Origin of the sequence: Kingella kingae, assembly GCF_900475905.1 — a bacterium.
Taxonomy (GTDB): domain Bacteria; phylum Pseudomonadota; class Gammaproteobacteria; order Burkholderiales; family Neisseriaceae; genus Kingella; species Kingella kingae.
This window is the reverse complement of the sequence record NZ_LS483426.1, coordinates 626,342-652,736: the sequence shown is the minus strand read 5'-3', so window position 1 is coordinate 652,736 and position 26,395 is coordinate 626,342. Positions and strand designations below refer to the sequence as shown.

Below are 26,395 nucleotides of genomic sequence, written 5' to 3'. Positions count from 1 at the left end.
TTTAAACAATTATTCCGCTTTGAAAACAGAAGTATCCGTTTGCACTTTTTCCATTTCAGGCAAAGCCGCCGCCGCTTTTGCTGCTTCGTCCGCTTCCGCTTGCAAACGCTTTTTCTCGTTCAAATATTGATTGATTTGTTGCACCAATTCTTGCGTGCCGTCATGCGTTAATGCACTGATTTTAAACAATCTTGGCGTTTCCATATCAAACGTAAAACGGTCGTCAGGCGCAGGATAATTCCAGCCAATCGCATTCAAAAAATCCGCCGTGCGTTGTTCCGCTTCTTCATCATCCAACATATCCAATTTGTTCAACACCAGCCAACGCTGTTTATCGTACAAATCTTCATCGTATTTACGCAATTCGTGGATAATCGCCAACGCTTCGCCAGCCGTGTCCGTTTCTTCGTCAAACGGTGCTAAATCCACAACGTGCAATAACAAACCCGTGCGCGACAAATGTTTCAAAAAGCGATGCCCCAAACCTGCGCCTTCTGCCGCACCTTCAATCAATCCCGGAATATCCGCCATCACAAAACTATTGTTTTCGTCCATGCGAACCACGCCCAAATTCGGGTGCAAAGTCGTAAACGGATAATCCGCCACTTTCGGACGCGCCGCAGAAACGGCACGAATCAGCGTAGATTTGCCCGCATTTGGCATACCCAGCAAACCCACATCTGCCAATACTTTCAGCTCTAATTGTAAAGTGCGTTGTTCACCGTCTTCACCGGGTGTGGATTGTTTCGGCGCACGGTTTACCGATGATTTGAAATGGATATTGCCCAAACCGCCTTTGCCGCCTTTCGCCACGCACACGCGCTGTCCGTGGAAAGTCAAATCCGCCACAATTTCATCGGTATCCACATCGCGGATTAACGTGCCAACTGGCATGTGCAATTCAATGTCGTCTGCGCCTGCACCATAGCGGTCTGCGCCGTGTCCTTTTTCGCCGTTTTTCGCTTGATAGCGTTTCACGAAACGGTATTCTACCAATGTGTTTACATTTTCATCGGCAACTGCCCACACGCTGCCGCCGCGTCCACCGTCGCCGCCATCTGGGCCGCCACGAGGTACGAATTTTTCACGGCGGAAACTGGCTGCACCATTGCCGCCTTTACCGCCGACTACTTCAATTTTGGCTTCGTCAATAAATTTCATGTTTTGCTTTCTAAAATGATGTTTTCAGGCAGCCTGCACGTTTTGATGCAGGCTGCCTGATGAAAATACGGTATAAAATTGGGCGTATTATAAAGGACAATACTCGGTTGGGTTTGATTTTGTGAAAATTATTCTGTCAACCCAAAATAAGCCCATAATCGTGTTCCGCGCTATTTACAACACTTTGTTGTAAATAACGAGAAAATGCTTGATAAATTGGGTTGCATTGTTAATAATCGTGAAATCGTTTAATAAGCATATCGTTTTATTTATTTATTCAAAAGGGATTTGAAAATGTATACAAATAAAAGCAAAACTTTATTGGCACTTTTGATTGCAACCGCATTATCTGCGTGCAGCGGTAGTGGTGGCGGTTCTGGTTTATCCGCAGCAGGAACAGGAAGCAATGGTTTGAATTCGGGTAGCACTTCTACTACACCTAACAATACAGGCAACAACGGTGGCTCTACAACTGACAATACAGGCACAAATACGAATACTACTACCGGATATTCTCCTGTACTAGATGCAGCAGCTATTAAAGATGCCTATACCAAAATTGCTGATAAGAACAAGGCAATAGTAACCGATCCCACTACTAGCGCAGTAGAAAGTTTAACAGTTTCCATTACCAAAGGTACTCAAACCGATACACATTTAACTGTGAGTGACATTAATCTTAACAAATATCTGCCACATAATGAACTCACAGATTTAACCATGCAGACTAAACATACCTTAACGTATAACGTAAGCCAACCAGACCAAAAGCAATACCGTTATGAAACAACTGAAAATGTGCGTGCTTATAACCAAAACTACTCGACTGTGATAGGCTTTGATACAACTGGTATCAAAACCACAATGATTGGTTACGATACAAAGAAATCTGAAGAAAAAACTTACCCTGACAAACTAATGAATAGCTATGCTGTTACAGGTGTATCTATTGAACAAGCTGCACTGCCAGCTACTGGTTCTTATACCTATACAGGTAAAGCATTCACTGCCACAGATAATGACGGTGTGTTGAACTACACCATTAATTTTGATAAAAAATCGGGCAGCGGTTCTATTACTGGTATTGATAAAACTGGTACGATTACTTTGGGAGAAGGTCGAATCGGCACTTACACTCATGGCACCAAGACAAGTACTGCGGGTATTGGTGAAACACAAGCAACCACTGCCAATGGCACTGCTGGTACTTACACATTAGGTATCTTTGGTGCTAATGCAGAAGAAGTAGCTGGTACAGTAAACTTCAAGGGCTTAGAGCACGTTGGTTTCGGTGGTAAACGCTAATTTATAATCTTGCGTCTTATTTTTGCAGGCTGCTTTTTTGCGTGAAAACACTCAAAAGCAGCCTGCAAAATATTTAACACTCTGGGTATATCAAATGAATAAACAGCATCTATTTTGGTTATGGTTAGCTGTGAGTCTGTCAGCAGTTGCAGCAGATGACGATGAACTGCCTGCTCCGTTTGTAGCAAAGCGTACGGACAATAATGCGGCAGAAGTTATCGCTATTGCAAAAGCCCCAACCACCACACACGCTGACCCACAAGTATTGCAACAACCGTTTGACGATGTGAATACACAACTGGAATATGTGTTAGAGCCACTGCCCAATTCAGCACAAACCGAGCCGTTGCCCGAATTAGCGCCATTGGAAATGCAGCCCAAAGTCAGCACGCAACAACAAATAGACGACCAAATCAATCAAGCGTTGTTGGCAAAAAAATGGGACGAACTAGAACGCTTATTAGCAACCGAGCCACAAGAAGGATACGATGAAATCTTGTGGGTTTATGCCAAAGGCACGTTGTTGCGTCAAAAGCAAAAATATTCACAGGCGATTGCCGAATACCGCAAAGTGGTTGCCACGCAGCCAGAATTGGGTTATCCGCGTTTGGATTTAGGCATTATGTTGTTTGAAAACAAGCAATATAACGAAGCGGAAGCCGAATTGACCCAAGCCAAAGCGGACATTAATCCAGAAGCTGGGGCGCAAAAAGTGGCAGATGCCTACTTATCGCGCATGGAAAACGAACAAAGTTGGCAGCCTAGTATGGGCTTGCAATACACGCAAACCGATAATGTAAACAACGCAGCCAATAGCACGGATTTATATTACAACGGCAGACATTTTGTAAAAAATACCGATGCTTTGCCCAAATCGGCGCACGGTTTTAACTATCATTTGGGCGTAGAAAAAGACACCAATTTAGCAGGTAATCATTATGTTAGATTGGGCGTGAGTGGTAGCGGTGTGCATTATTGGGATAACTCAGATTACGATGAGAACTCTGTGCAATTCAATGTGGGCTACCGTTTTCAAAGTTGGCGACATCAATTTGGCGTTATGCCTTTTTTCACGCAAAACTGGTTGGGCGGAGAACGCTACAATCAACGCTTTGGCGTAACCAGCAATTACCGCTATCGCTTTAATCCACAATGGTCTATTTCTGCCGCGCATACTTATTCCAACACGCAATATCATAACGACAGAGTTGCCCAATATTACGATGGTCATAACAACAACGTAGGCTTAACATTGATATGGAATCCCACGCCCAGTTGGTTGCTGTTTAGCGGTGTAAATGGCAGCTACGACAATTTGAACGACAAAGCAGAAAGCTCCAAACGCCGCAGCATTGTGAGCGGCATCGTGTACGATAACCAACAATGGGGCGGACGCGCTAATTTTAATTATGCCAATCGCCGCTTCCAAGGCGCACACTTTTTGTATGGCAATCATCGTGCCGACAAGGAATATCAAGTCAGCGCAGCGGTGTGGCACCATAAATTGTCGTGGCGCAATATTACGCCGCGTTTGAACTATCGCTATTTGAAGGTAGATAGCAATATGTCTGCGCTGTATTCACGCACCAGCGGCGAATGGTTTATTAGTGCGGAAAAAACGTTCCATTAAGGCTTCAAATAGCTTATAATGCGCGACTTTCGTTTCAGGCTGCTTTGTTATTAAAAAGCAGCCTGCACTTTTTTATTCAACCCATGCGGTTCGTAACCCTCCCGCAATATAGTGGATTCAATTCAAATTAGGACAAGGCGACAACGCCCGCCGTGTACGCGTGGTACATAAGGGCGTTGGTAACGCTGTACTAGTTTGAAGTGAATTCACTATAACAAAACTAGGTCTCAATATGTCCAGAAATCAACAAGAGCTAAACGGCATCACGCTGCTTGGCAATCAAAAAACGCAATATCCCAGCAACTACGCCCCCGAAGTCTTGGAATCGTTTGACAACAAACACCCCAGTAACGACTATTTCGTCAAATTCGTTTGCCCTGAATTTACCAGCCTCTGCCCGATTACAGGTCAGCCCGATTTCGCCACGATTGTGATTCGCTACATTCCCGACATCAAAATGGTGGAAAGCAAATCGCTCAAACTGTATTTGTTCAGCTTCCGCAATCACGGCGATTTTCATGAAGACTGCATCAACATCATCATGAAAGATTTAATCCAGCTAATGAACCCAAAATACATTGAAGTATTTGGCGAATTCACGCCACGCGGTGGCATTGCGATTCATCCTTTTGCCAACTATGGGCGTGAAAATACGCCATTTGAGCAACTGGCGCGAGAGCGTTTGTTTCAGCACGATATGCAGTAAAAAGCAGCCTGCACTTTGTTGTAAGCACTCATTTTTATCAACCAACCGCGGTTCGTAACCATCCCGCGATAACAAAACTAGGAAAATCATGCAAAACTTTATTTTTTCTAATCAACAACAATCCAAAGCCTTATTTTGGCTGATTATTTTCCACATTGCCGTGATTGCGTCCAGCAATTATTTGGTGCAATTTCCGTTTACTATCACGCTGCCCAACGGCTTTGAAGTACATTCCACTTGGGGCGCACTCACATTCCCGTTCATCTTTTTGGCAACCGATTTAACCGTGCGGATTTTCGGGCAAAGTTTGGCGCGAAAAATCATCTTTTTTGTAATGTTGCCTGCGCTGGTGTTGTCGTACGCGCTGTCGGTGTTGTTTACCAATGGCGAATGGACGGGCTGGCAAGCGTTGGCGGAATTTAATCTATTTGTGTTCCGCATTGCACTGGCAAGTTTTTCGGCTTATGCGTTTGGGCAGATTATGGATATTTTTGTATTCAATAAGTTACGTCAGCTCAAATCATGGTGGATTGCGCCCACCACGTCTATGTTTATTGGCAATGCAATGGACACGCTGCTGTTTTTTGCGATTGCGTTTTACGCCAGCTCCGACCCATTTATGGCGGCAAACTGGACACACATCGCGTTTGTGGATTACCTGTTTAAACTGACGATTTGCTTGTTGCTATTTGTTCCAGCTTATGGCGTATTGCTCAGTTGGATTAGCCGTAAATTAATGGCATGGCAGCAAAAACAAGCCGCTGCGTATTAAGCATACAATCAAAAGCAGCCTGCACTTTTATATTCAAAGTGCAGGCTGCTTTTTGGTGCGATTTTATTGATTGGTAATAAACGCTTCAATTTTTTCTTGTTGCAAGCGTTTGATTGCCGTTTCAGCTTGTGCGCGAGTCATCGGCTCGCTGCGAACGCGATACATAACCACCCCTTGCGCCGTTGTGATTTGCTGAATTTGTGCGCGAACACCCAACAACGCCGCGCTCGCCACTTGTTGTTGCGCCCCTGCTTGGTTTTGGTACGCACCCATTTGCACACGAACCTGATGCGTAGCGGTAGTGCTATTTGCCGCCAAAGTTACTTGACTCATCGCCAATACCAACAGCCCTAATGCAAATTTTTTCATAATTTTCGTCCTTCTGGTTGTATTAAAAATGCCCCTTTAATGCAGCCAATACTACGATTTTGCTCACACATCGTCAAGGCGAACATGCAAAAAACTATCTTTTTAATCAAATAAATCTGCCTGATTTTGCTGCTTTGCTACTTGCACATCAACCGCGCCATCTGCCAAACGAATCGCCAATTTTTGTCCCAAACGCAAGTCGTTCGCATCGCGTACCACTTGTCCGCGCCCAGTTTGCACAATCGCATAACCGCGCTGCAAAATATTCAACGGCGACATGGCATTTAATATTTGATTTTGCTTATCTATTTGCTGCCTACGCGATTCAATCAAGCCAAACATAGCACGTTGCAAAGCAGCCTGCATCCAGTCTAGCTGCTGCTTTTTATTTTGGATATTCGGGCGACGATGTTGCAATATCTGCACTTGTTGCGCCACACGGTATTGCTGTTTGGCAAGCAAGTGCAGGCTGCTTGTGTGTAGCTTTTGTGCCAAAAAATCCAACTGTTTGGCTTGTTCGGCTAACTTTTGCTGCGGATGTTTTAAGTTTTGCGCCAAAAAATCCACTTTTTGCGCGGCATAGCGATAACGCTGCGTCATATTTTGCTGCGCTCGCGACCACAACTGCTGCACATGGCGCAACTGCTCGGCACGATTGGGGCTAACCAGTTCCGCCGCTGCGGTGGGCGTGGGTGCACGAACATCGGCAACAAAATCCGCCAGTGTGAAATCGGTTTCATGCCCTACTCCGCTGACCACAGGTAAAGTGCAGGCTGCTATGGCGCAGACGGTGGCTTCTTCGTTAAACGCCCACAAATCTTCCAAACTACCGCCGCCGCGACACACAATCAACACATCAACCTCGCGGCGTTGGTGGGCACGCATAATGGCTTGGGCAATGTGCTGTTCGCTGCCCGCGCCCTGAACAGGCGTAGGGTAAACAATGATAGGAATTTGCGGCGCACGGCGTTTGAGCGTGCTGACCACATCGCGCAAAGCTGCCGCCGCCAAACTGGTTACAATGCCAATCGCCTTGGGGTGTTCGGGCAAGGTTTGTTTGCGCGATTCATCAAACAGCCCTTCGGCTTGCAATCGCGCTTTTAGGCGTTCGTATCGCTCAAACAGCTGCCCCAAACCGAGCGAACGCACTTCGTTTATCGTAATCTGAAATTCGCCACGCGCACCGTAAATGCCGATTTTGCCGCGCACTTCTACCGCATCACCTTCTTTGAGTGGCACAGCCAATCGCGCTGCCGTGAACTTGAACAGCGCACAACGCACCTGCGCGTGGTCATCTTTGAGCGCGAAATAATAATGCCCACTGGCAGCGCGGGTTAAATTAGAAATTTCGCCGCTAATCCACACATCGGAAAACTCGTTGTCCAGCAAAGCATCAGCCGCTTGATTGAGTTCCGACACAGATAAGGTTTGTGCAAATAAATCCATTGTCATCGTATCGTTCAACACATCAAAAAGCAGCCTGCACTTTAATCCAAAATGCAGGCTGCTTTAAATAAGCCATTAAACCGCAGGTTGTTCTTGTTGCGATTGATACAGCGCGTCAAAATTGATTGGCGCAAGCAACACAGGTGGGAAGCCCGCACGAGAAATCGTAGAAGACACCGCTTCACGCGCATAAGGGAACAAAATGTTCGGGCAAGCCACGCCCAACAACACTTTCATATCTTCTTCTGGAATGTTTTCCAAACGGAAAATACCTGCTTGGGTTACTTCATTCAAGAATACCACGCGATTGTCTGCCAATTTCGCAGTTAAAGTAACCGTAACCGAACATTCGTAAAAGTTCGCTTCAATTTGGCTAGATTCGGTGCTAATACGCATATCTACTTCTGGCGTTTCGCTTTCCAAGAAAATTTTGGGCGCATGTGGCACTTCCAAAGACAAATCTTTTACATACAATTTTTCAACAGAAAACACAGGTTGTGTTGCTTCGGTTGCTTGAACTTCTTTATCGCTCATCGTCATTCTTTCTATAAAAAACAAAGGGAAATCTACGCATCAGACAAAAGCGGCATCAGCTCGCCTTTTTGATGCAAAGCATACAAATCGGTAAACCCACCCACATGAGTATCGCCGATAAAAATTTGTGGCACACTACGCTGCCCTGTGATTTGCTGCATATTGGCAAATTCGTCAGGATTTTTGTCCACGCGAATTTCTTCAATTTGCTGCACACCCAGTTGCGACAAAAACTGTTTTGCCATCGTGCAATAAGGGCAAAATGCGCCTGTGTACATTTTGATTTCGGGCATGATGATTCCTATCGCTGCGCTGTGTCGTCATAAAACAAAAAACCAAATTCCAATGCAATCAGAACCTGGTTTTTTATTTCAATTATAAAGCCCCAGAGAGCCTATAAATTATTGTACTGGACGAGTGATTTCGCGAGTTACCAAAGAGCGAATTTGAACATCTACGCGACGATCAGGCTCGATACAAGCAATCAAAGCAGCGCGTTTTTTCGCACGAGATACACGGTTACCCAATTTAGCTACTTCTGCTTGGCAAGACTCAGTCATGCGCGCTTGGCTTTCGCCCAAGCCAACAGCAGAAACACGCTCAGCAGGAACACCTTGACTCACCAAGTAGTTCGCTACCGCAGTCGCACGACGCTCTGACAGAGCTTGGTTGTACTGTTCAGCACCCATAAAGTCTGTATGACCTTCAACACGAACAGCTTGTACGTTAGTACCATTTACACGTGCAACTAATTGGTTCAAAGTCTCAACTGCTTCTGGGCGCAATTTGTCTTTGTCAAAACCGAACAAGAAGTTAGAACCAAAAGATACAGTTTCGTTTTGCTCAACTGTTTCCATACGTGGAGCAGGTGCAGGTGCAGGTGCAGCCGCTTCGCGGTCGCCACATTCAACCAATCCGTTTTCAGCTTTGTTCAAGTAGTTGTTTTCCCAGCATTCGCCAAAATTATTGCGAACCACTTCGCCAGAACCTTGGCTAGTAGTGTAACCATGGATATCGTGCGCCATTGCACCAGTAGAAGCCATCAAAGCAACAATCAGTGCGCTCAATTTAACTTGTTTAGTCATTTATTATTCCCTCATCAAAAAAAATGATTGAGTGGCGGATAAGAAATCTGCCACCTTTAAGATTCAGGCTTTTGCCAAAAAAGCAGCCACAAACCTAAATACAAACGTTGCTTACTATAAGAATTTGCAGCGATGCTGTCAATACAAAGACTGTTTTTCTGCCTATTCTTTGTGTTGGCATAATGCCCAAGATACTGTTATTTGTCATATATTATTTATTCGTTGCTGTTCTTTTGTTGCACAAAAACAACAATATGGAAATTGCAGGCTGCTTTGCTTTATTGGTGTGTGCGTGCTACATTTCGTCTGTTTTTTGGTTCATAAGCATAACCTATTATGAAATTACAGCAATTACGCTATGCGGTAGAAGTGTATCGCCGCAATTTAAACGTGTCCGATGCTGCCGATGCGTTGTTTACTTCGCAACCTGGTGTGTCCAAGCAAATCCGTTTGTTGGAAGATGAATTGGGCGTGTCTATTTTTATTCGCAGCGGCAAGCGGATTGTGGCGGTTACACCAGCAGGTTTGGCAGTTTTGGAAGCGGCGGAACAAATGTTGCGCTTGGCACAAAATATCAAAAACATTGGACACGAGTTTACCGACACGCACAGCGGCGCACTCACGATTGCTGCAACACATCATTGGGCGCATTATCAGTTGCCGCGCATGATGCCCGATTTTATGCAACACTATCCTGATGTACGCTTGATTTTGCGCCAAGGTTCGCCCAGCGAGTTGGCAGAAATGGTACGCAATGGCGATGTGGATTTGGCGGTGGGTGCGGACATTCCGTCTGGCGCAGGTGATTTGAAATTTCTTCCTTGTGGAACATGGCGTTATGCTTTGTGTGTACCCAATCAGCATGATTTAACCAAGCAGCCTGCACTTTCTTTGGGCGATGTGTTGCGCTATCCATTATTGACTTACGATTTTACTTGGCACACAGGCTCGGCAGCATCTCGCGCATTGGCAAAAACAGCACACGCAACGGTGCAGGCTGCTTTGCAATCGGACGATGCCGAAATCTTAAAACAATATGTTCGCTTGGGATTGGGTGTGGCTTTGTTGGACAAATCGGCATACGACATCAACCGTGATGCGGATTTGACCTTGCTGGACATTGGGCATTGCTTTGAGCCGAGCCACTATCAAATCGCGCTACACAAAGACATTTTGATGCGAAATTATTTGTATGATTTTATTGCCTTATTGCATTCCGATTTAACCCACGAGCGCGTTCAACAATTATTGTTTGCGCCAGCCATTGAGGACTTTTCAATTTAATGTGGTTATCACTCAAAAGCAGCCTGCACCGTATCGCCCAAACCAAAAGCAGCCGATTTTTGCTGTTTTTAGTGCACCGATTTGGTGAAGCAGGCATCTCACAAACCGCAGGTAGTTTGACATTTACCACGTTGCTTGCGCTGATTCCGTTGCTGACTGTGATGCTGGTGGTCATTACCGCCTTTCCCATGTTTGGCGATGTGTCGGCATCGTTCATGGATTTTGTACATCGCACGATTGTGCCGAGCGGTGCGAGCGCGGTGGCGTCTTATTTGGACGAATTCAAAATGCAGGCAGGCAAAATGACTACCATTGGCGTGCTTGCCATGATGGTTACGTCTATCATGCTGATTCATACCATAGACGCGACTTTTAACCGCATTTGGCGCGTGCAAAAACAGCGTTCCATGTTGGTGCGCCTGCCTGTTTATTGGGGATTGCTCACGCTAGGCCCGATTTTTGTGGGCGTTAGTTTATCGGCATCGGCATCTTTGCTGCATTTTGGGCAAGCGGTTGAGCCAAACTGGTTCACAAGCAGCCTGCAATCGCTGGGGCAAATTGTGCTGAATGCGTTGATATTATTACTGTTTTACTATGGCGTACCCAACTGCTACGTTCCGTTGCGAGACGCGGCGATTGGCGCATCGGTGGCGAGTGTGTTGTTTACGTTGGCAAAATACGGCTTTGGTTTGTATATTAGCAATTTCAACAGCTATGCCTTGATTTATGGCGCGTTTGCCGCGATTCCGATTTTCTTGATTTGGCTGAATTTGGTGTGGACGATTATTCTGGGCGGTGCATTGATTGCAGCCAGCATTGGCGATTGGCAAAGTGTGCCGCCAGAGCAGCAGCCCAATCACAGCTTTAATTATGCGGTGGATTTATTGCTGCTGCTGACCCAAGCGCAAACACAAGGTAAAGCGTTGAAAATACGAGAATTGCAGCAACAAACCGCGCTGAATCGTCCGCAATTAACGCACTTGCTCAACCAACTGGCGCAGCGCGATTATGTGGCGCACAGCGAAAAGGGCTGGCTGCTGCAAACCGCGCCCAATCGGATTTTGCTGTCGGATTTGTTTCCGCTGTTTGTGTATGACCACGCCCACGCCAGCCATACTGAATTGCAGCGTGTCATGGCGCAATGCACGCAACCGCTGAACATGAGTCTGGCAGACTTGCACCGTGCAGCAACCGAAAAGAGTGGGTATGGCGGCGATACGCCATGCTCGTGAACATGATGCAAACGCAAAAGCAGCCTGCACTTTTATTTTATTCAACTCAAAAACACTATGATTCAAACCGATAATTTAAGCACAACTGCTGCACCGCGCATGGTGTCGGCACAAAAAATGTCCAGCCAAGAAGAACAACTGGAACGTGCGCTGCGCCCCAAATTGTTGAGCGATTACATTGGTCAGCGCAAAGCCAAAGAGCAGCTCGGCATTTTTATTGAAGCCGCCAAAAAGCGTGGCGAAGCCCTTGACCACACGCTGCTGTTTGGCCCACCAGGTTTGGGCAAAACCACGCTGGCGAACATTGTGGCGCGAGAATTGGGCGTGAATTTACGTCAGACTTCGGGCCCTGTGTTGGAACGCGCTGGCGATTTGGCAGCGTTGCTCACCAATCTTGAACCGCACGATGTGTTGTTTATTGACGAAATTCATCGTTTAAGCCCCGTGGTGGAAGAGATTTTGTATCCAGCCATGGAAGATTATCAGCTAGACATCATGATTGGCGAAGGCCCTGCCGCACGGTCAGTTAAAATTGATTTGCCGCCGTTTACGCTGATTGGCGCGACCACACGCGCAGGTATGCTGACCAACCCATTGCGCGACCGTTTTGGCATTGTGGCGCGATTGGAGTTTTATGAAACGGCAGATTTGGCAACCATTGTGCGCCGTTCTGCCCAACTGTTGAACATGACTTTGGACAAACAAGGCGCGTGGGAAGTGGCTCGGCGCAGTCGTGGCACACCGCGCATTGCCAACCGTTTGCTACGCCGCGTGCGCGATTATGCCGAAGTCAAACACGCAGGCAAAATTGATGCCAACGTGGCAGACGCGGCTTTGTCTATGCTTGATGTAGATAAAATTGGCTTGGATATGATGGACAGAAAATTCTTGGAAGCGGTGTTGCACAAGTTTTCGGGCGGGCCAGTGGGCTTAGACAACGTAGCCGCCGCGATTGGCGAAAGCACCGACACGATTGAAGATGTGATTGAGCCGTATTTGATTCAACAAGGATTTTTGCAACGCACACCACGCGGACGCATGGCAACGGCAAGCGCGTTTGAGCATTTTGGGTTGATGCCAAATGATGCGTGAATATGAATAAAAGTGCAGGCTGCTTTTTAAATCATCAAAGAGCAGCCTGCACTATATTTATCCATTATTTTGGCAATCGACGCGCCGCCATAATCTTGCCAATCGCCTGACGTTGCGCCACAGGAATGCACGCGCGTCCCAAATCAAATAACGACTCTTCAATCGCGATGTGTTTATCGTAGCCCGACACAAATCGCGCAATCAAATCGGCAGACAAATGCTGTTGCTTGCCTTGCAACAAGGCGCCCAATTCTTCGCGTAATGCGTCCCAATTGGCGTGCAGGCTGCCATGTTGGCGCAATAATTCGTTTACATCGTCTTGCGCTTGTGGCGCGTATTGCAATAAAGCTGGGAAAAAATCCTGTTCTTCGTCTTCGTGATGCAAGGGCGCGGCTTGATTAAAATAGGTGCAGATTTGTTTGATAGCGGTGCAGGCTGCTTCGTTTGCGCCGTTTTGCGCCAAATAATCGGGCAGCAGCGTTAATTGTTGGCAAAACTTTTTGACCTTACCATGACAGGCAAACAGCATATCAATCGGCTCGTCCCAAGTGGGCGCGGATTGGTTGGTAAACGATAGCATGAGTGTGATTCCTTATTTATGAATAAGCCAAATTGTAGCAAAAAGCGTGTATCTAATAAATTGCAGGCTGAGACCTTTATAAAATCCCAGATTTGAGCGCAGTTCAAAGTAATAGCATCGCAGAACGCGCAGATAATATTGAAATATTTTCAAGCGTCCGAGAAGCACATCACGAAGAAATGTGCCAAAGATGGGGTTTATAAAGGTATCAGGCTGCTTTTGGCGATATAATACCGCTCGTCTAAATCAAACCAAAAGGTCAAACCCATGGGCTTTGAAACCATACCGCTTCCCAAAGATATGCCCCGTCCGCCCGAAACCGTGCTGGTGAACATCACGCCACAAGAAACGCGTGTTGCCGTGTTGGAAGAAAACAATATTTGCGAATTGCACATCGAACGCAACAGCGACCACAGCCTAGTCGGCAATATTTATCTGGGCATTGTGCGCCGCGTGCTGCCAGGTATGCAAAGCGCGTTTATTGACATTGGCTTGGAACGCGCCGCCTTTTTGCACATTATGGACGTGATTGAACAACGTCAAAATCCCGATAGCCATCACCGCATTGAACACGTTTTGTTTGAAGGACAAACCATTTTGGTGCAAGTGATTAAAGACCCCATCAACAGTAAAGGCGCACGACTTTCCACACAGATTTCGTTGGCTGGGCGATTTTTGGTTCACTTGCCACAAGACGAACACATTGGCATTTCGCAGCGAATCGAAAACGAAGACGACCGAAGCAGCCTGCGCCAACGGCTCAACGCGCTCTTGCCCGAGCAAGCCTGTCATGGCTACATTATTCGCACCAGTGCCGAAACCGCGTCCGATGCCGAATTGCAAGCCGACATCAATTATCTAACTCGCGTGTGGAACGACATCTGCAACCAAGCCAAATTGTGTCCGCCCGAAACCTTGTTGTATCAAGATTTACCGCTCGCCAAACGCGTTTTGCGCGATTTATTCAACGACAACACGCGCGAAATTTTGGTTGATTCGCGACTAAATTTCGACAAAATGCTCGCCTTTGCCCAGCAATATGTGCAAGATGCCGCCGACAAACTGCATCGATTTAAAGGCGAACGCCCCTTGTTTGAAACCTATGGCATTGAAGCCGAAATCAGTCGCGCCTTGCAACCGCGCGTAAACCTAAATTTTGGCAGCTATCTCATCATCGAAACTACCGAAGCGATGACCACGATTGACGTAAACACAGGCGGTTTTGTCGGCGCGCGCAATTTTGACGAAACCATTTTCAAAACCAATTTGGAAGCCTGCCACGCCATTGCACGCGAGCTGCGTTTACGCAATTTGGGTGGCATCATCATCATCGATTTTATTGATATGGAATTGCCCGAACACCGCGAAGCCGTATTGCAAGAATTGGCAAAAGCGTTGAGCTTTGACCGCACAAGGGTAACGCTCAATGGTTTTACCACGCTTGGTTTGGTGGAATTGACGCGCAAACGCAGCCGCGAAAGTTTGCAACACGTTTTGTGCGAACCCTGCCCCACTTGTCAAGGCAGGGGCAGCCTAAAAACTGCGCAAACCATTTGCTACGAAATCCAACGCGAAGTGGTACGCGAAAGTCGCCGCTTTGAAGCCAAAGAATTCCGCATCATCGCATCGCCCAGCGTGATTGATTTGTTTTTGGACGAAGAATCGCAATCGCTCGCCATGTTGATTGATTTTATTGGCAAGCCGATTTCGTTGGCAGTAGAAAGTTTGTATTCGCAAGAGCAATACGATATTGTGTTGATGTAAAAAAATAGCTGTGTTCAAATTTTGAATATTCAGCCATTTAATTCCCTCTCCTGTGGGAGAGGGTTAGGGAGAAGAAAATCTTTCAACTGTAACCAATATTCGTTAAATACAGAGATTTTCCCTCTCCCCAGCCCTCTCCCACAAGGAGAGGGAGTAAAATTGCATCATGCAAATATGCTAAAACACAGCTAAAAAACAAACAAAAGCAGCCTGCACTTTGATTTATATTAAGTGCAGGCTGCTTTTTATTAAAAACTGTTATCATTTGTAAATTTATGGTTATAATGTATGCTTTCGTAACACAGGAAGCAATATCCAAATGGCTACAAAAGACCCTTATGCTCAATACCGCGAATTAACTTGGCGCGGCATGATTTTGGGCGCACTCATTACCGTGATTTTTACGGCATCTAACGTTTACTTGGGGCTAAAAGTCGGTTTGACTTTTGCCTCGTCTATTCCTGCTGCGGTCATTTCTATGGCTGTGATGAAGTTTTTCCCAGATAGCAATATCTTGGAAAACAATATGGTGCAAACACAAGCATCGGCAGCAGGCACATTATCGGCAGTGATTTTTGTTTTGCCTGCTTTGCTGATGTTGGGCTACTGGCAAGGTTTTCCATTTTGGCAAACCATGTTGCTGTGCGCGACAGGCGGTATTTTGGGCGTGATTTTTACCATTCCATTGCGTCATGTTATGGTGGTGAAAAGCGAATTGCCTTATCCAGAAGGCGTGGCAGCAGCGGAAATTTTAAAAGCGGGCAACCCAGACGAAAGCACAGGCAAAACCAGTAGCACTGGCGCAAAAGAAATTGCCGCAGGAGGTCTTTTGGCTGGCGTATTGAGCTTTGCCATGAGCGGTTTGCGCGTGGTGGCAGACAGCGCGAGCTTGTGGTTCAAAGCAGGCAATGCCATTTTCCAAATTCCAATGGGTTTTTCGCTCGCGCTGTTGGGTGCTGGCTACTTGGTTGGCATTGTGGGCGGCATCGCTATTTTAACAGGGCTGATTTTTGCTTGGTTTGTTGCCGTACCTTATTTTTCGGCAACCGCACCACAACCTGCCGACATGGAAATGGCTGCATATGCCATGGGTTTGTGGAAAACCAAAGTGCGCTTTATTGGCGTGGGCGTGATTGGTATTGCCGCCATTTGGACGTTGATTAGCCTAATGAAGCCGATGATGGAAGGCATGCGTCAATCGTTTGCTGCGCTCAAAAATCCCGATGCAGCAACCAACGAGCGCACCGCACAAGATATGTCGCCCAAAACCATGATTGCCATCACATTGACAACCATTGTTCTGATTGCAGGCATTGTGTTCTATTTTGTGCAGGCTGCTCCTATTTCGGCAGGCGTTGCCATTTTGTTGGTATTGGTTTGCACGATTTTAGCTGTGGGCATTGGCTTTTTTGTTGCCGCCGCTTGTGGTTACATGGCAGGTTTGGTTGGCTCATCGTCTAGCCCGATTTCTGGCATTGGCATTATTTCGGTGGTGCTGACTTCATTGGTATTGTATGTCATCGGCAAAGGCACAGGTATTTTGGCAATGGAAAATGGCGAAGCGTTTTTAACCGCGCTCACCATGTTTACCGCATCTATTGTGTTGGCGATTGCCGCCATTTCCAACGATAACTTGCAAGACTTGAAAGCAGGTTATTTGGTTAAAGCAACTCCATGGCGACAACAAGTGGCTTTGTTGGTTGGTTGCGTAGTGGGCGCAGCAGTGATTGCCCCCGTATTGGAAATGCTGTATCACGCCTACGGCTTTACAGGTGCTATGCCGCGCCCAGATATGGACGCAGAACAAGCCTTGTCTGCACCGCAAGCCACGTTAATGGCAACCATTGCCAAAGGTATTTTTTCTAACAACTTGGAATGGGGCTATATTTTTACAGGCATTGTGATTGGCATCGCCTTGATTATTTTAAACAGCGTTTTGCAAAAGCGTAGCCAATACAGCCTGCCTGCTTTGGCAGTGGGCATGGGTATTTACTTGCCGCCAGCCGTGAATATGCCGCTGGTGATTGGTACGCTGGTATCTTGGTGGGTGATGAAACGAGTGGCACAACGCGCCAGCCAAAATCAACAATCGGTTGAACAAGCGCAAGGCACAGCAGAACGCCACGCCACTTTGTTGGCAGCAGGTTTGATTGTGGGCGAAAGCCTAGTTGGTGTCGTGATGGCGTTTATCATTGCCGCATCGGTTACATCGGGCGGTTCAGATGCGCCGTTGGCAATCAAATTGAGCAACTGGGGCACGGCAAGCGAATTGTTGGGTTTAGCCGCCTTTGTGTTTGGTGCGATTTGGTTTGCTCGCCGCGTATTGAGTGCGCGAGATTAATCGCAATATAAAAAGGCTGTGCCATAGGCTAGCACAACCTTTAAATACAAAAAGTGCAGGCTGCTTTTTCGGCAAAAAACGCTAGAAAAAGCAGCCTGCACTTTATTGTGTTTACTCACTATCTGCCGCATCGTCCAAACCACGCAACCACGCCAATTTTTCGCCAATTTTAATTTCCAGCCCACGCGGTACAGGCTGATAAAAATCGGGTTCGCTCAACGAATCAGGCATATAGCTTTCGCCAGCCGCATAAGCGTGTGGTTCATCGTGAGCATAGCGATAATCGCGTCCGTAGCCCAATTCTGCCATGAGCTTGGTGGGCGCGTTGCACAAATGTACAGGCACAGGCTCGCTGCCGTGTTCGCGTACAAATTGGCGCATTTGCTTGTATGCCACATAGCCTGCATTGGATTTGGCTGCGCTGGCTAAATACAACACCGCTTGCGCCAACGCCAATTCGCCTTCGGGCGAACCCAAGCGTTCATAAGTGCTGGCGGCATCGTTGGCAATTTGCAAGGCGCGTGGGTCTGCCAAACCAATGTCTTCCCACGCCATACGAACAATGCGCCGCGACAAATAACGTGGGTCTGCGCCGCCGTCCAACATTCGGCACAACCAATACAACGCTGCGTTGGGGTGTGAACCGCGCACCGATTTGTGCAAGGCGGAAATTTGGTTGTAGAACTGCTCGCCGCCTTTGTCAAAACGGCGTACTTGCTCGCCTAGCGTTTGGGCGATAAATTGGGCGGTTATCGTGTTTTGTTGGCGCATGGTGGCGGCGCGTCCAATTTGTTCTGCGTTATTCAAAAACCGCCGCGCATCGCCGTCTGCGCTTTCAATCAACAAAGATGGCGCGTCATCGTCCCAATGAAAAGCTGAAAATTCGGGCAGAGCGCGTACTTTGTCCAACAACAAGTGCAGGCTGCTTTTGTCCAGCGATTTGAGTACATAAACTTGCGCCCGCGACAACAAAGCGGGATTGACTTCAAAAGACGGATTTTCTGTGGTCGCGCCAATAAACGTAATCAAGCCGTTTTCCACATACGGCAAAAACGCATCTTGTTGCGATTTATTGAAGCGGTGCACTTCGTCCACAAACAAAATGGTGCGCTGACCGTGTTGCCACGCGATTTCGGCTTTTTGTATGGCTTCGCGAATGTCTTTCACGCCCGAAAACACGGCAGAGAGCGGCAAAAATTGTGCGCCAAAACCTTGTGCCACAATTCGTGCCAAAGTGGTTTTGCCAATGCCGGGGCTGCCCCACAGCAACATGGAATGCGGCTCGCCACTTGCCAATGCCACGCGCAGGGGTTTGCCTTCGCCTGTTAAATGTTCTTGCCCGATAACTTCGTCTAATGTGCGCGGACGCAAGCGTTCGGCAAGCGGTGCGCTGGGTGGGGTGGAGAATAAATCGTTCATAAAATGCAGGCTGCTTTGTACAAAAAATAACGTATTTTAGACGATTTATGTGCAGGCTGCCTTGTTTGCTTACACCGTTTACACGATAATAGCCACCTTTCTTAACCTGTTTTATCACAAGGACAGCATCATGAAAAAAATCGCTTTAACTTTGGCAACGGCTTTGATTTTGAGCGCGTGTAGCGCAGGCGGCAACGGCTTGGCAGGCATGGGCGGCAACGCAACACAAATGGGCTCAAACCTGTTTGGTATGTATGTACAAAACCAATGCACCACCGAATTGCAATCGCGCAACGAATGGCGTTTGGCAGCACTTGCCATGACTCAAGCGCAACAAACCGAGTGGGAGAATAAAATTTGCGGTTGCGTGGGACAAGAAGCACCCAATCAAATGACAATGGCTGATACGACACAACTGCTGACAGCAGAAGGACGCACCAAAGTCATCGCCGAAGTGGGCGCAAGAACCGTAACTGCTTGCTATAAGCGTTTGTTTACAAAATAAATCATTAAACCAAAGCAGCCTGCACCCGTTTATTTGCAGGCTGCTTTCTCTACACGAAAGAATCCATCATGAAGTACATCAGCACACGCGGACAAACCGAGCGCAAACAATTCAGCGAAATTTTGTTAATGGGTTTAGCCCCAGACGGCGGTTTAATGCTGCCTGAACGCTATCCAGTCGTTACCGAAACCATGTTGGCGAATTGGCGCAATTTGAGTTACAAAAATTTGGCATTTGAAATCATTAGCTTATTCGCGACCGATATTCCAGCCGAAGATTTACACGACATCATTGAACGCACCTACACCGAAGAAGTATTTGGCAGCAAAGAAATCACGCCCGTTCGCACCTTAAAAGACGGCATCAAAATTCAAGCCTTGTCTAATGGTCCAACTTTGGCGTTTAAAGACATGGCAATGCAATTTTTGGGCAATATGTTTGAATATGTATTAACCAAACAAAACAAGCAGTTAAATATTTTGGGCGCAACAAGCGGCGACACAGGTTCGGCGGCGGAATACGCATTACGCGGCAAAAAAGGCGTAAATGTGTTTATGTTGTCGCCCGAAGGCAAAATGTCGGCATTCCAACGCGCTCAAATGTTCAGCTTGCAAGACGAAAACATCATCAACATCGCCGTGAAAGGTATGTTTGACGATTGCCAAGACATCGTCAAAGCCGCGCAAAACGACCACGCATTCAAAGAAAAATACCACATCGGCACGGTAAACAGCATTAACTGGGGACGCATTGTCGCGCAAGTGGTTTACTATTTCGCAGGCTATTTCCGCGCAACAGAAAACAATCGCCAAGAAGTAAGTTTTTGCGTACCAAGCGGCAACTTCGGCAACGTGTGTGCAGGTCATATTGCCAAACAAATGGGCTTGCCAATCAAACGCTTAATTGTCGCAACCAACGAAAATGATGTATTAGACCAATTCTTCAAAACAGGCGAATACCGTCCGCGCAACACCGAGCATACCTATGTAACGTCTAGCCCAAGTATGGATATTTCCAAAGCGTCTAATTTTGAGCGTTTTGTGTTTGATTTGATGGAACGCGACAGCAGCGAAGTGGAAACTTTGTGGGCGGAAGTGGCGACTGGCAAAGGCTTCAATTTGCATTACAAGCTGCCTGAAATTCACGAAAAATACGGTTTTGTATCGGGTCGCAGCTTGCATAAAGACCGTTTGGCAACCATTAAACAAGTGTACGAAACAGACGGCGAATTGATTGACCCACACACCGCCGACGGCGTGAAAGTGGCGCGTGAAGTGCGTTTGCCTGATGAAACGATTGTTTGTTTGGAAACCGCGTTGGCGGCGAAATTTGATGTAACCATTCGCGAAACGGTTGGCGCGGTAGAAATTCCGCGTCCTGCAAAATTGGCTGGTTTGGAAGATTTGCCACAGCGCGTGCAAGTTGTGCCGAATAATGCGGAAATTGTGAAATCGATTATTCGTGAGAAGTTGGATAAATAAGCAATAGATATCTACATAGCACAATCGTTCAAAATTGCTTAAAGTAATTCGATAACCGCGAATCTACTCCCTCCCCTTTGGGGGATTGAATCGCTGAGCATTTAAAATTTGCACAATAACAAGTCAATAATTTTATGTAGATACCTATAATAGAGCAGCCTGCACTTTTGTTTACATAAAGTGCAGGCTGCTTTTGTATTTATCTGCTTGAAAATTCGCTTGTTTACCCAATATCCTTGCTTATTCACATCAACAAAAGGAAAACAAAATGAGCTTAATCCTGAATATTTTATGGTTTATCTGCGGCGGTTTTATGGCGATAGGCTGGTTTTTGGCAGGCATCATTATGGCGATAACCATTATCGGCTTGCCTTGGGCAAAAGCCTGCTTTGTGATGGGACAATTCGCACTGTGGCCGTTTGGGCGTGAAGCCGTGCCGCGCGACAAACTGACGGGAGAAGAAGACATTGGCACAGGCGTATTGGGCTTGTTGGGCAACATCATTTGGTTTGTATTTGGCGGTGTGTGGCTGGCGATTGCACATTTGAGCGCGGCGTTGACATGTTTTGTAACCATTATCGGCATTCCGTTTGGCGTGCAACATATCAAATTGGCGATGTTGTCGCTCGCGCCAATTGGTAAGACGATTGTGTTGAAATGAATCTGAAAATCTAAAAAAGCAGCCTGCATTTTTTATCAAACAAAAAGTGCAGGCTGCTTTTTATAGTGAAATGAAATAAAAACGAGACAAGGCAACACAGTACTGTTGCGATTTCATTTCACTATATTAACCAAACTATTTCGCCCACGCATTGTCGCGCAATAATTTATCGGCTTGCTGCATTCGCCATTGCAACCATTGCAGCGATTTGGGTTCGCCCGATAGCGCGTTTTTGCCTTCAAATTCTGCGGTGTCGCCATTAGGTAAAATGCTGGCGGTGCGGCTGCCTTGGTTGAGCATCAGCGGCACGACTTCGCTGTTTGGATTGAGCAAACTGCGCCCAAACGTACTAACAGGTTGAGCAATGCCTAGCCAATCGGCAAAAGTGGGCAGCAAATCGTATTGGCTTGCCAGTTGTGAATGACGCGCTGGATTGGGATTTTGTGGGTCAAACACAATCAGCGGAATGTGAAAACGCTCGCGCACGGTTGCAGGCTGCTTGCCACTGTTGAGCGTGTGGTCGGCAGTAAACACAAAAATGGTGTTGCGATACCACGTTTGCTTGGCGGCGTATTGCATAAATTCGTGTACCGCCCAATCGCTGTATGCCAGCGCGTTTAAAAAGCCGTTTTCGCCTTTGGCATCGTGTGGATAGAGTGCAAATTCTGCGCCTGCGTTGGCAAACGGTTCGTGTGTTGTGCCTGTAAACAAAAATGCAAAAAATGGACGTGCAGGCTGCTGGCTAATTTGTTGCCCTAAAAATTGCAGCGTGTCGTAATCCCAACCATAAGGCGGTATGTCTTGTGGATAAGTTCGGCGCAGCGGCACGTCTTCTTGCCCGTAATATTCTTGAAAACCCAAGGCGCGAGCAATGCCGTCCATGTGAAACGAGCGGCGTTTGGACGATTGTGCCATGAGCGTGCGATAACCTTGTTTGCCTGCCAATTCGGCAATGCGGCTCATGTTGTTCAGCTCCAAGCCAAAGCCTAGTGGCTGGCGATTGGGCAAGGCTGGCACAGAAGTCAGCGCGGCTTGTATGCCCACAATACTGCGTTGTCCTGCGGCATAAAAGTTATCCCAAACTTGGCTTTGGGCAATGAGCTTATCCATGTGGGGCGTGGCGCGATAATGTCCACCTGCTAATGCATCAATGTAACGATATGACCAGCTTTCTAGCAAAATAAACACAATGTTTCTGCCCGATGCAGGCTGCTTGCTTTGGTAGGAAAATGGCTGCGGATAGCGTTGTGCAAAGGATTGTGCGGTGGCGTTGTCCACATACACCAGCGGTTGTTGTTGCTGGCGTTCGCGCACCGCGTCTAGCGTAACCAATGCACCGTTGAGCGTAAGATTGGCTTGCGCTTGTCCGTTGCCCATAAACGCATCAACTGAATTGAGCGGTTTGCCCGATAGCACCCAACCGCGTGCTGCCAAAATCAACAAAATCAATGTTAATGTGCTGCTGGCAATCCGTTGCCACACGCTGCCCGACACAGGCAAAGCAGCCTGCACAATCCATTTGCGCCACAAAAAAGTGCAGGCTGCCAGCGCAATCGCTCCGCACAAAGTGTAAAGCCAACGTGTGCCGAACGCGGTTTGCACAATAAAACCGATGTCGCCTGCAATGTTGAGCAAATCGCTGCCAATGTGGCGTTGCACTTCGCCAAAATAGGCAATGTCTGCCACGCCCAATCCCAGCAACAGGCTGATAATTAGCCAGCAAAACCACGCACACGCACGGCGAAAACGCGCTTGGTTGAGCTTGCCAAACGGCAACAGCAATAGCAATAAAAAAGGCGACAACGCCAATACCACCAATTTGCTATCAAAACGTGCGCCCTGCCCCAAAGCAGCCTGCACATTTACATCGGCAAAATAATCGCCATAAACCGCCCACAATGCCAAACGCAAACCTGCGGACAGCAGCAAAAATAAGCCTACTATCTTAAAAACTATCGTATTTTTCATTTTGTTGATTCACTATCGGTCAAAACTTCCAGCGTGCTTTCCACCCAACGCGCATTCAATAATTGCTGAATTTTTTGTACTGCTGGGTCAGCTTCCATTTGGTGTCGCGCCCAATCGCGTTGTTCTTGTGCGATACGCGCGTGTGCCATGTTCGGCGTTTCACCATGTTCGCCAGCGTGGTAATCCATCACTTGCACGCGGATTGCTGTACCATACCATTGCGATAAGGCTTGCTCAATTCGCGTCAAATATTCGGGCGTGAGCGTGTGTTGCGTTTTGTCGCGCAGGACTGCCAAAGTCAAAACACCGTTGGCGTAATCCACCCAAGCCATGTGGCTGAGCGACATTTGCGCGGCGGCAATGCTGGGCAACTCGCTTAAACCGTCTGCAATGCGCGTCCAGTTTTCGGCGGTTAATTCAGGCACATCTGCTTGAATGGGCGCGATTTCTTCATCTGGGGCGACTTCGTTTTGCGGTTCATCGTCCCAAGTTTCGGCTGGCATGGGCGTGTCGTCATACGCTGGTTCAACTTTAACGTGCAGGCTGCTTTCTGTTTCGGGCGTGATTTTGGTGTCGGGTGCGACTTCGGTTTCAGGTGCAGGCTGCTTGGTTTCGGCTAATTCACGGCTTTTTTTTTCAGGCGGATTGTGTAGCTGCGTACCTTCAATCACGCTATCGCTTGGCGTGTTTTTTGCCGCAAATGGCGCAAATGCCAGCATCCGCAGCAAAGTCATCACAAAGCCTGCGTATTCATCGGGCGCGAGTGGCAAGTCTTGTTTGCCGTGAATCACACATTGGTAATACAACTGAATTTGTTCATCGCTAAAATAATTTGCCAAATGCACCAAACGCTCGCGTTCTGAGTCGTCTGTGGCAACGGCACTCGGCACGGTTTTGATTAACGCCAATCGCTGTAACCACATCGCCAAATCGTTTAACGCGCTGTCAAAACCAATCGCGTTGGCTGCCATTTCTTGCGCTTTGACAAGCAAGCGTTCGCCGTCTTGTTCCATTAAAAAGGTCAATAAATCATATAAATAACGCTTATCCACCGCGCCAATCATTTGTCGCACGTCCAGCTCTTTTACGCCGCCCGAACCCATGGCAATGGCTTGGTCTAGCAAACTCAACGCATCGCGCATTGAGCCATTTGCCGCACGCCCCAATAACGCCAGCGCATTGGGTTCGTACATGATTTGTTCAGTTTTCAAAACGTGGGTCAAGTGGTCGGTGACTTGTTGCGGTGTCATGTTGCGTAACACAAATTGCAGGCAACGGCTCAACACCGTAATCGGCACTTTGTGTGGGTCAGTGGTTGCCAAGATAAATTTGACGTGTTCGGGCGGCTCTTCCAGCGTTTTGAGCATGGCATTGAACGCGGATTTGGACAGCATATGCACTTCGTCAATGATATAGACTTTGTATTTGCCGACTGTGGGCGCGTATTGGGCGTTTTCCAGCACTTCGCGGATATTGTCGATGCCTGTGTTGCTGGCGGCGTCAATTTCCAGCAAGTCCACAAAACGTCCTGCGTCAATATCGCAGCAGGTTTGGCATTGTCCGCATGGGTCGCCGTGCAGGGTGTTTTCGCAGTTTAGGCTTTTTGCCAAAATTCGCGCAATGGTGGTTTTGCCCACACCGCGTGTGCCTGTGAGCAAGTAGGCATGGTGCAATCGCCCTTTGTCGAGCGCGTTTTGCAGGGCTTTGACAACGTGTTGTTGTCCGACTAAATCGGCAAAAGTTTTGGGGCGCCATTTGCGAGCGAGAACTTGGTAAGCAGTCATGATATTGGTTGTTTGTAAACAAAAGTGGCTGGATTTTAACATGATAGTTGATACAATTATTTTTTAATACAAGGCGACAACGCCTGCCGTGTTAAGTGCATTAACTATAATTGTGTGCAGGCTGCTTTGACGGATTAAAAAAGCAGCCTGCATATTAAATATATATATAATTCTATTGACAATAGCCGCCATAATATATATATTATAGATAAACAGCATATCCTAATAAATATTCTTTATCGCCCTATGCAACAACCACAGCTTCGTGACAGGATTTATACTGTTTTTTAACAAATACTCTAAAAAGGTGTCCAAATGCAACTTTCAACTAAAAAAATCTTATTATCTAGCGCATTGTGCCTGATGCTATCTGCTTGTGGCGGCGAAAGCCAAACTGCCGCACCTGCTGCCCCAGCCGATACTAAACCTACTGCTGCGGCATCTAGCGTTCCCGCCACCGAAAACAAAAATTTAGTGGACGACTACGTTAGCCCTTTGCCAGCCAACGCGCCCGTTATCAACGTTGCCACCACAAGTAAAACACTACCTTTCTCATTCTCGGCAACCAACGGTGGAGTTGTGGGTATGGACGCAGATGTAATCCGTAAAATTGGCGAAGCAGAAGGCTTTAAAGTGCAATTCCACAAACGCAATTGGCAAACTCTGTTTACCGATGTGGACGAAGGCACATATGATTTGGCGATTTCGGGCATTTCCTATTCAGATGACCGCGCTGCCAAATACGCCCTGTCTGACTCATACGCTACCAATGCCAGCGTAATGATGTTCAAAGACGAAGCCTTGGTTAGCAAACTCAAAACCTTGGGCGATACCGCGGGCTTGCGCGTTGGCACATTGGACGGCTCGAAACACGCCACGCAAATCAAAGAAGCTGGCGTAGCAAAAGAGATCTTGCCCTACAAAACCACATTCTTGCTGTTTGGCGGCTTGATGAAAAACGAAGTTGATGTGATTTTGCAAGATAGATTGTTGCTGCAACAATATGTGAAAAACAATCCAAATGAAAAATTACATATCGTTGCCTATGAAGCAGACAATTTGCCAGAGGCCCAACTGGTTATGGTCATGAAAAAAGGCAATACCGAATTACAAGCACGTGTAAACAAAGGCTTGGCAACCATCAAACAAAATGGCGAATTGGACAAAATCCGCGACAAATGGTTGGGAACGAACAGCAAGTAAAGCATAAGCAAACAGCTGTTTCAACCAAAATACAACAAAGCCAAACATTAGGGCGTGCAAATATTTATATTTT

The 26,395-nt window shown here is 47.1% G+C and carries 23 protein-coding genes and 1 riboswitch; of the genes, 13 read left to right on the top strand and 10 right to left on the bottom strand.

Translation table 11 applies throughout. The features are described 5' to 3' along the window. Positions 1–9: 9 nt before the first annotated feature. Positions 10–1,161 carry a GTPase ObgE gene (gene obgE, locus DQN52_RS03510; protein ID WP_003788703.1) on the bottom strand — a complete coding sequence of 384 codons (1,152 nt, stop codon included), beginning with the start codon at positions 1,159–1,161 and terminating at the stop codon, positions 10–12. Between the two features lie 294 nt (positions 1,162–1,455). Here obgE and DQN52_RS03505 point away from each other — a divergent pair, with 294 nt between their 5' ends. The 4 genes from DQN52_RS03505 to DQN52_RS03490 all read left to right on the top strand — a co-directional run bounded on the left by DQN52_RS03505 (position 1,456) and on the right by DQN52_RS03490 (position 5,574). Then, complete coding sequence (locus DQN52_RS03505; RefSeq protein WP_003788705.1) at positions 1,456–2,466, top strand: factor H binding protein domain-containing protein; 1,011 nt, start codon at positions 1,456–1,458, stop codon at positions 2,464–2,466. A 94-nt stretch (positions 2,467–2,560) separates the two neighbouring features. Further along, positions 2,561–4,096, top strand: a complete 1,536-nt coding sequence (locus DQN52_RS03500) for a surface lipoprotein assembly modifier (RefSeq protein ID WP_111694414.1) — start codon at positions 2,561–2,563, stop codon at positions 4,094–4,096. A gap of 232 nt (positions 4,097–4,328) precedes the next feature. After that, positions 4,329–4,802 carry a preQ(1) synthase gene (queF, locus tag DQN52_RS03495; RefSeq protein WP_003788708.1) on the top strand — a complete coding sequence of 158 codons (474 nt, stop codon included), beginning with the start codon at positions 4,329–4,331 and terminating at the stop codon, positions 4,800–4,802. 41 nt (positions 4,803–4,843) lie between these two features. Then, a riboswitch (PreQ1 riboswitch) is annotated at positions 4,844–4,889 on the top strand. Position 4,890: 1 nt separating this feature from the next. Beyond that, complete coding sequence (locus DQN52_RS03490; protein WP_003788710.1) at positions 4,891–5,574, top strand: 7-cyano-7-deazaguanine/7-aminomethyl-7-deazaguanine transporter; 684 nt, start codon at positions 4,891–4,893, stop codon at positions 5,572–5,574. 63 nt (positions 5,575–5,637) lie between these two features. Here the strand turns inward: DQN52_RS03490 and DQN52_RS03485 are convergent, their stop codons facing one another. The 5 genes from DQN52_RS03485 to DQN52_RS03465 all read right to left on the bottom strand — a co-directional run bounded on the left by DQN52_RS03485 (position 5,638) and on the right by DQN52_RS03465 (position 9,008). Next, the gene (locus tag DQN52_RS03485; RefSeq protein WP_003788712.1) at positions 5,638–5,943 is read right to left on the bottom strand and encodes an SPOR domain-containing protein; all 306 of its coding nucleotides are present in this window, start codon (positions 5,941–5,943) and stop codon (positions 5,638–5,640) included. Positions 5,944–6,045: 102 nt separating this feature from the next. Then, positions 6,046–7,395, bottom strand: coding sequence for an exodeoxyribonuclease VII large subunit (gene xseA / locus DQN52_RS03480; protein ID WP_003788714.1), 1,350 nt, complete (start codon positions 7,393–7,395; stop codon positions 6,046–6,048). 69 nt (positions 7,396–7,464) lie between these two features. Next, positions 7,465–7,923, bottom strand: a complete 459-nt coding sequence (secB, locus tag DQN52_RS03475; RefSeq protein ID WP_032827885.1) for a protein-export chaperone SecB — start codon at positions 7,921–7,923, stop codon at positions 7,465–7,467. Between the two features lie 32 nt (positions 7,924–7,955). Further along, entirely contained in the window at positions 7,956–8,216 is a 261-nt protein-coding gene (gene grxC, locus DQN52_RS03470) for a glutaredoxin 3 (RefSeq protein ID WP_003788717.1), read from the bottom strand. Between the two features lie 108 nt (positions 8,217–8,324). Further along, on the bottom strand, positions 8,325–9,008 hold the full coding sequence (locus DQN52_RS03465; RefSeq protein ID WP_003788718.1) for an OmpA family protein: 684 nt from the start codon (positions 9,006–9,008) through the stop codon (positions 8,325–8,327). A gap of 336 nt (positions 9,009–9,344) precedes the next feature. On the opposite strand from DQN52_RS03465, the gene DQN52_RS03460 reads away from it, so the two are divergent. From DQN52_RS03460 to ruvB, 3 genes are read left to right on the top strand one after another with little or no spacing between them, the layout of a single operon-like run. After that, positions 9,345–10,292 (top strand): LysR substrate-binding domain-containing protein, encoded by a 948-nt coding sequence (locus DQN52_RS03460; protein WP_003788720.1) that lies wholly within the window; start codon positions 9,345–9,347, stop codon positions 10,290–10,292. Further along, positions 10,292–11,524, top strand: a complete 1,233-nt coding sequence (locus DQN52_RS03455) for a YihY family inner membrane protein (protein WP_003788723.1) — start codon at positions 10,292–10,294, stop codon at positions 11,522–11,524. The genes DQN52_RS03460 and DQN52_RS03455 overlap by 1 nt, the downstream gene beginning before the upstream one ends. 57 nt (positions 11,525–11,581) lie before the next feature. Continuing rightward, positions 11,582–12,616: a Holliday junction branch migration DNA helicase RuvB gene (gene ruvB / locus DQN52_RS03450; RefSeq protein ID WP_003788725.1), complete on the top strand. Its 1,035-nt coding sequence runs from the start codon at positions 11,582–11,584 to the stop codon at positions 12,614–12,616. 64 nt (positions 12,617–12,680) lie between these two features. Here ruvB and DQN52_RS03445 read toward each other — a convergent pair whose 3' ends face one another. Then, positions 12,681–13,196, bottom strand: a complete 516-nt coding sequence (locus tag DQN52_RS03445; RefSeq protein WP_003788727.1) for a hemerythrin domain-containing protein — start codon at positions 13,194–13,196, stop codon at positions 12,681–12,683. Between the two features lie 267 nt (positions 13,197–13,463). On the opposite strand from DQN52_RS03445, the gene rng reads away from it, so the two are divergent. Together rng and DQN52_RS03435 are read left to right on the top strand one after the other, a co-directional pair. Next, a complete protein-coding gene (gene rng / locus DQN52_RS03440) occupies positions 13,464–14,960 on the top strand; it encodes a ribonuclease G (protein ID WP_003788729.1) in 1,497 nt (498 codons plus the stop codon). Positions 14,961–15,279: 319 nt separating this feature from the next. Then, the gene (locus tag DQN52_RS03435; RefSeq protein ID WP_003788731.1) at positions 15,280–17,301 is read left to right on the top strand and encodes an OPT family oligopeptide transporter; all 2,022 of its coding nucleotides are present in this window, start codon (positions 15,280–15,282) and stop codon (positions 17,299–17,301) included. A 111-nt stretch (positions 17,302–17,412) separates the two neighbouring features. Here DQN52_RS03435 and DQN52_RS03430 read toward each other — a convergent pair whose 3' ends face one another. After that, positions 17,413–18,720: a replication-associated recombination protein A gene (locus tag DQN52_RS03430; protein WP_003788735.1), complete on the bottom strand. Its 1,308-nt coding sequence runs from the start codon at positions 18,718–18,720 to the stop codon at positions 17,413–17,415. Positions 18,721–18,850: 130 nt separating this feature from the next. On the opposite strand from DQN52_RS03430, the gene DQN52_RS03425 reads away from it, so the two are divergent. The 3 genes from DQN52_RS03425 to DQN52_RS03415 all read left to right on the top strand — a co-directional run bounded on the left by DQN52_RS03425 (position 18,851) and on the right by DQN52_RS03415 (position 21,367). Further along, a complete protein-coding gene (locus DQN52_RS03425; RefSeq protein ID WP_003791490.1) occupies positions 18,851–19,225 on the top strand; it encodes a hypothetical protein in 375 nt (124 codons plus the stop codon). 68 nt (positions 19,226–19,293) lie between these two features. Continuing rightward, positions 19,294–20,706, top strand: a complete 1,413-nt coding sequence (gene thrC / locus DQN52_RS03420) for a threonine synthase (RefSeq protein ID WP_003788740.1) — start codon at positions 19,294–19,296, stop codon at positions 20,704–20,706. 268 nt (positions 20,707–20,974) lie between these two features. Continuing rightward, positions 20,975–21,367 (top strand): YccF domain-containing protein, encoded by a 393-nt coding sequence (locus DQN52_RS03415; RefSeq protein WP_003788741.1) that lies wholly within the window; start codon positions 20,975–20,977, stop codon positions 21,365–21,367. 135 nt (positions 21,368–21,502) lie between these two features. Here the strand turns inward: DQN52_RS03415 and DQN52_RS03410 are convergent, their stop codons facing one another. Both DQN52_RS03410 and dnaX read right to left on the bottom strand, forming a co-directional pair. Then, positions 21,503–23,335, bottom strand: coding sequence for an LTA synthase family protein (locus tag DQN52_RS03410; protein WP_003788742.1), 1,833 nt, complete (start codon positions 23,333–23,335; stop codon positions 21,503–21,505). After that, on the bottom strand, positions 23,332–25,119 hold the full coding sequence (gene dnaX, locus DQN52_RS03405) for a DNA polymerase III subunit gamma/tau (protein ID WP_032827890.1): 1,788 nt from the start codon (positions 25,117–25,119) through the stop codon (positions 23,332–23,334). Before dnaX ends, DQN52_RS03410 begins: the two co-directional genes overlap by 4 nt. A gap of 315 nt (positions 25,120–25,434) precedes the next feature. Between dnaX and DQN52_RS03400 the strand changes: the two genes are divergently transcribed. Further along, entirely contained in the window at positions 25,435–26,322 is an 888-nt protein-coding gene (locus DQN52_RS03400; RefSeq protein ID WP_003788747.1) for a substrate-binding periplasmic protein, read from the top strand. Positions 26,323–26,395: the final 73 nt, after the last annotated feature.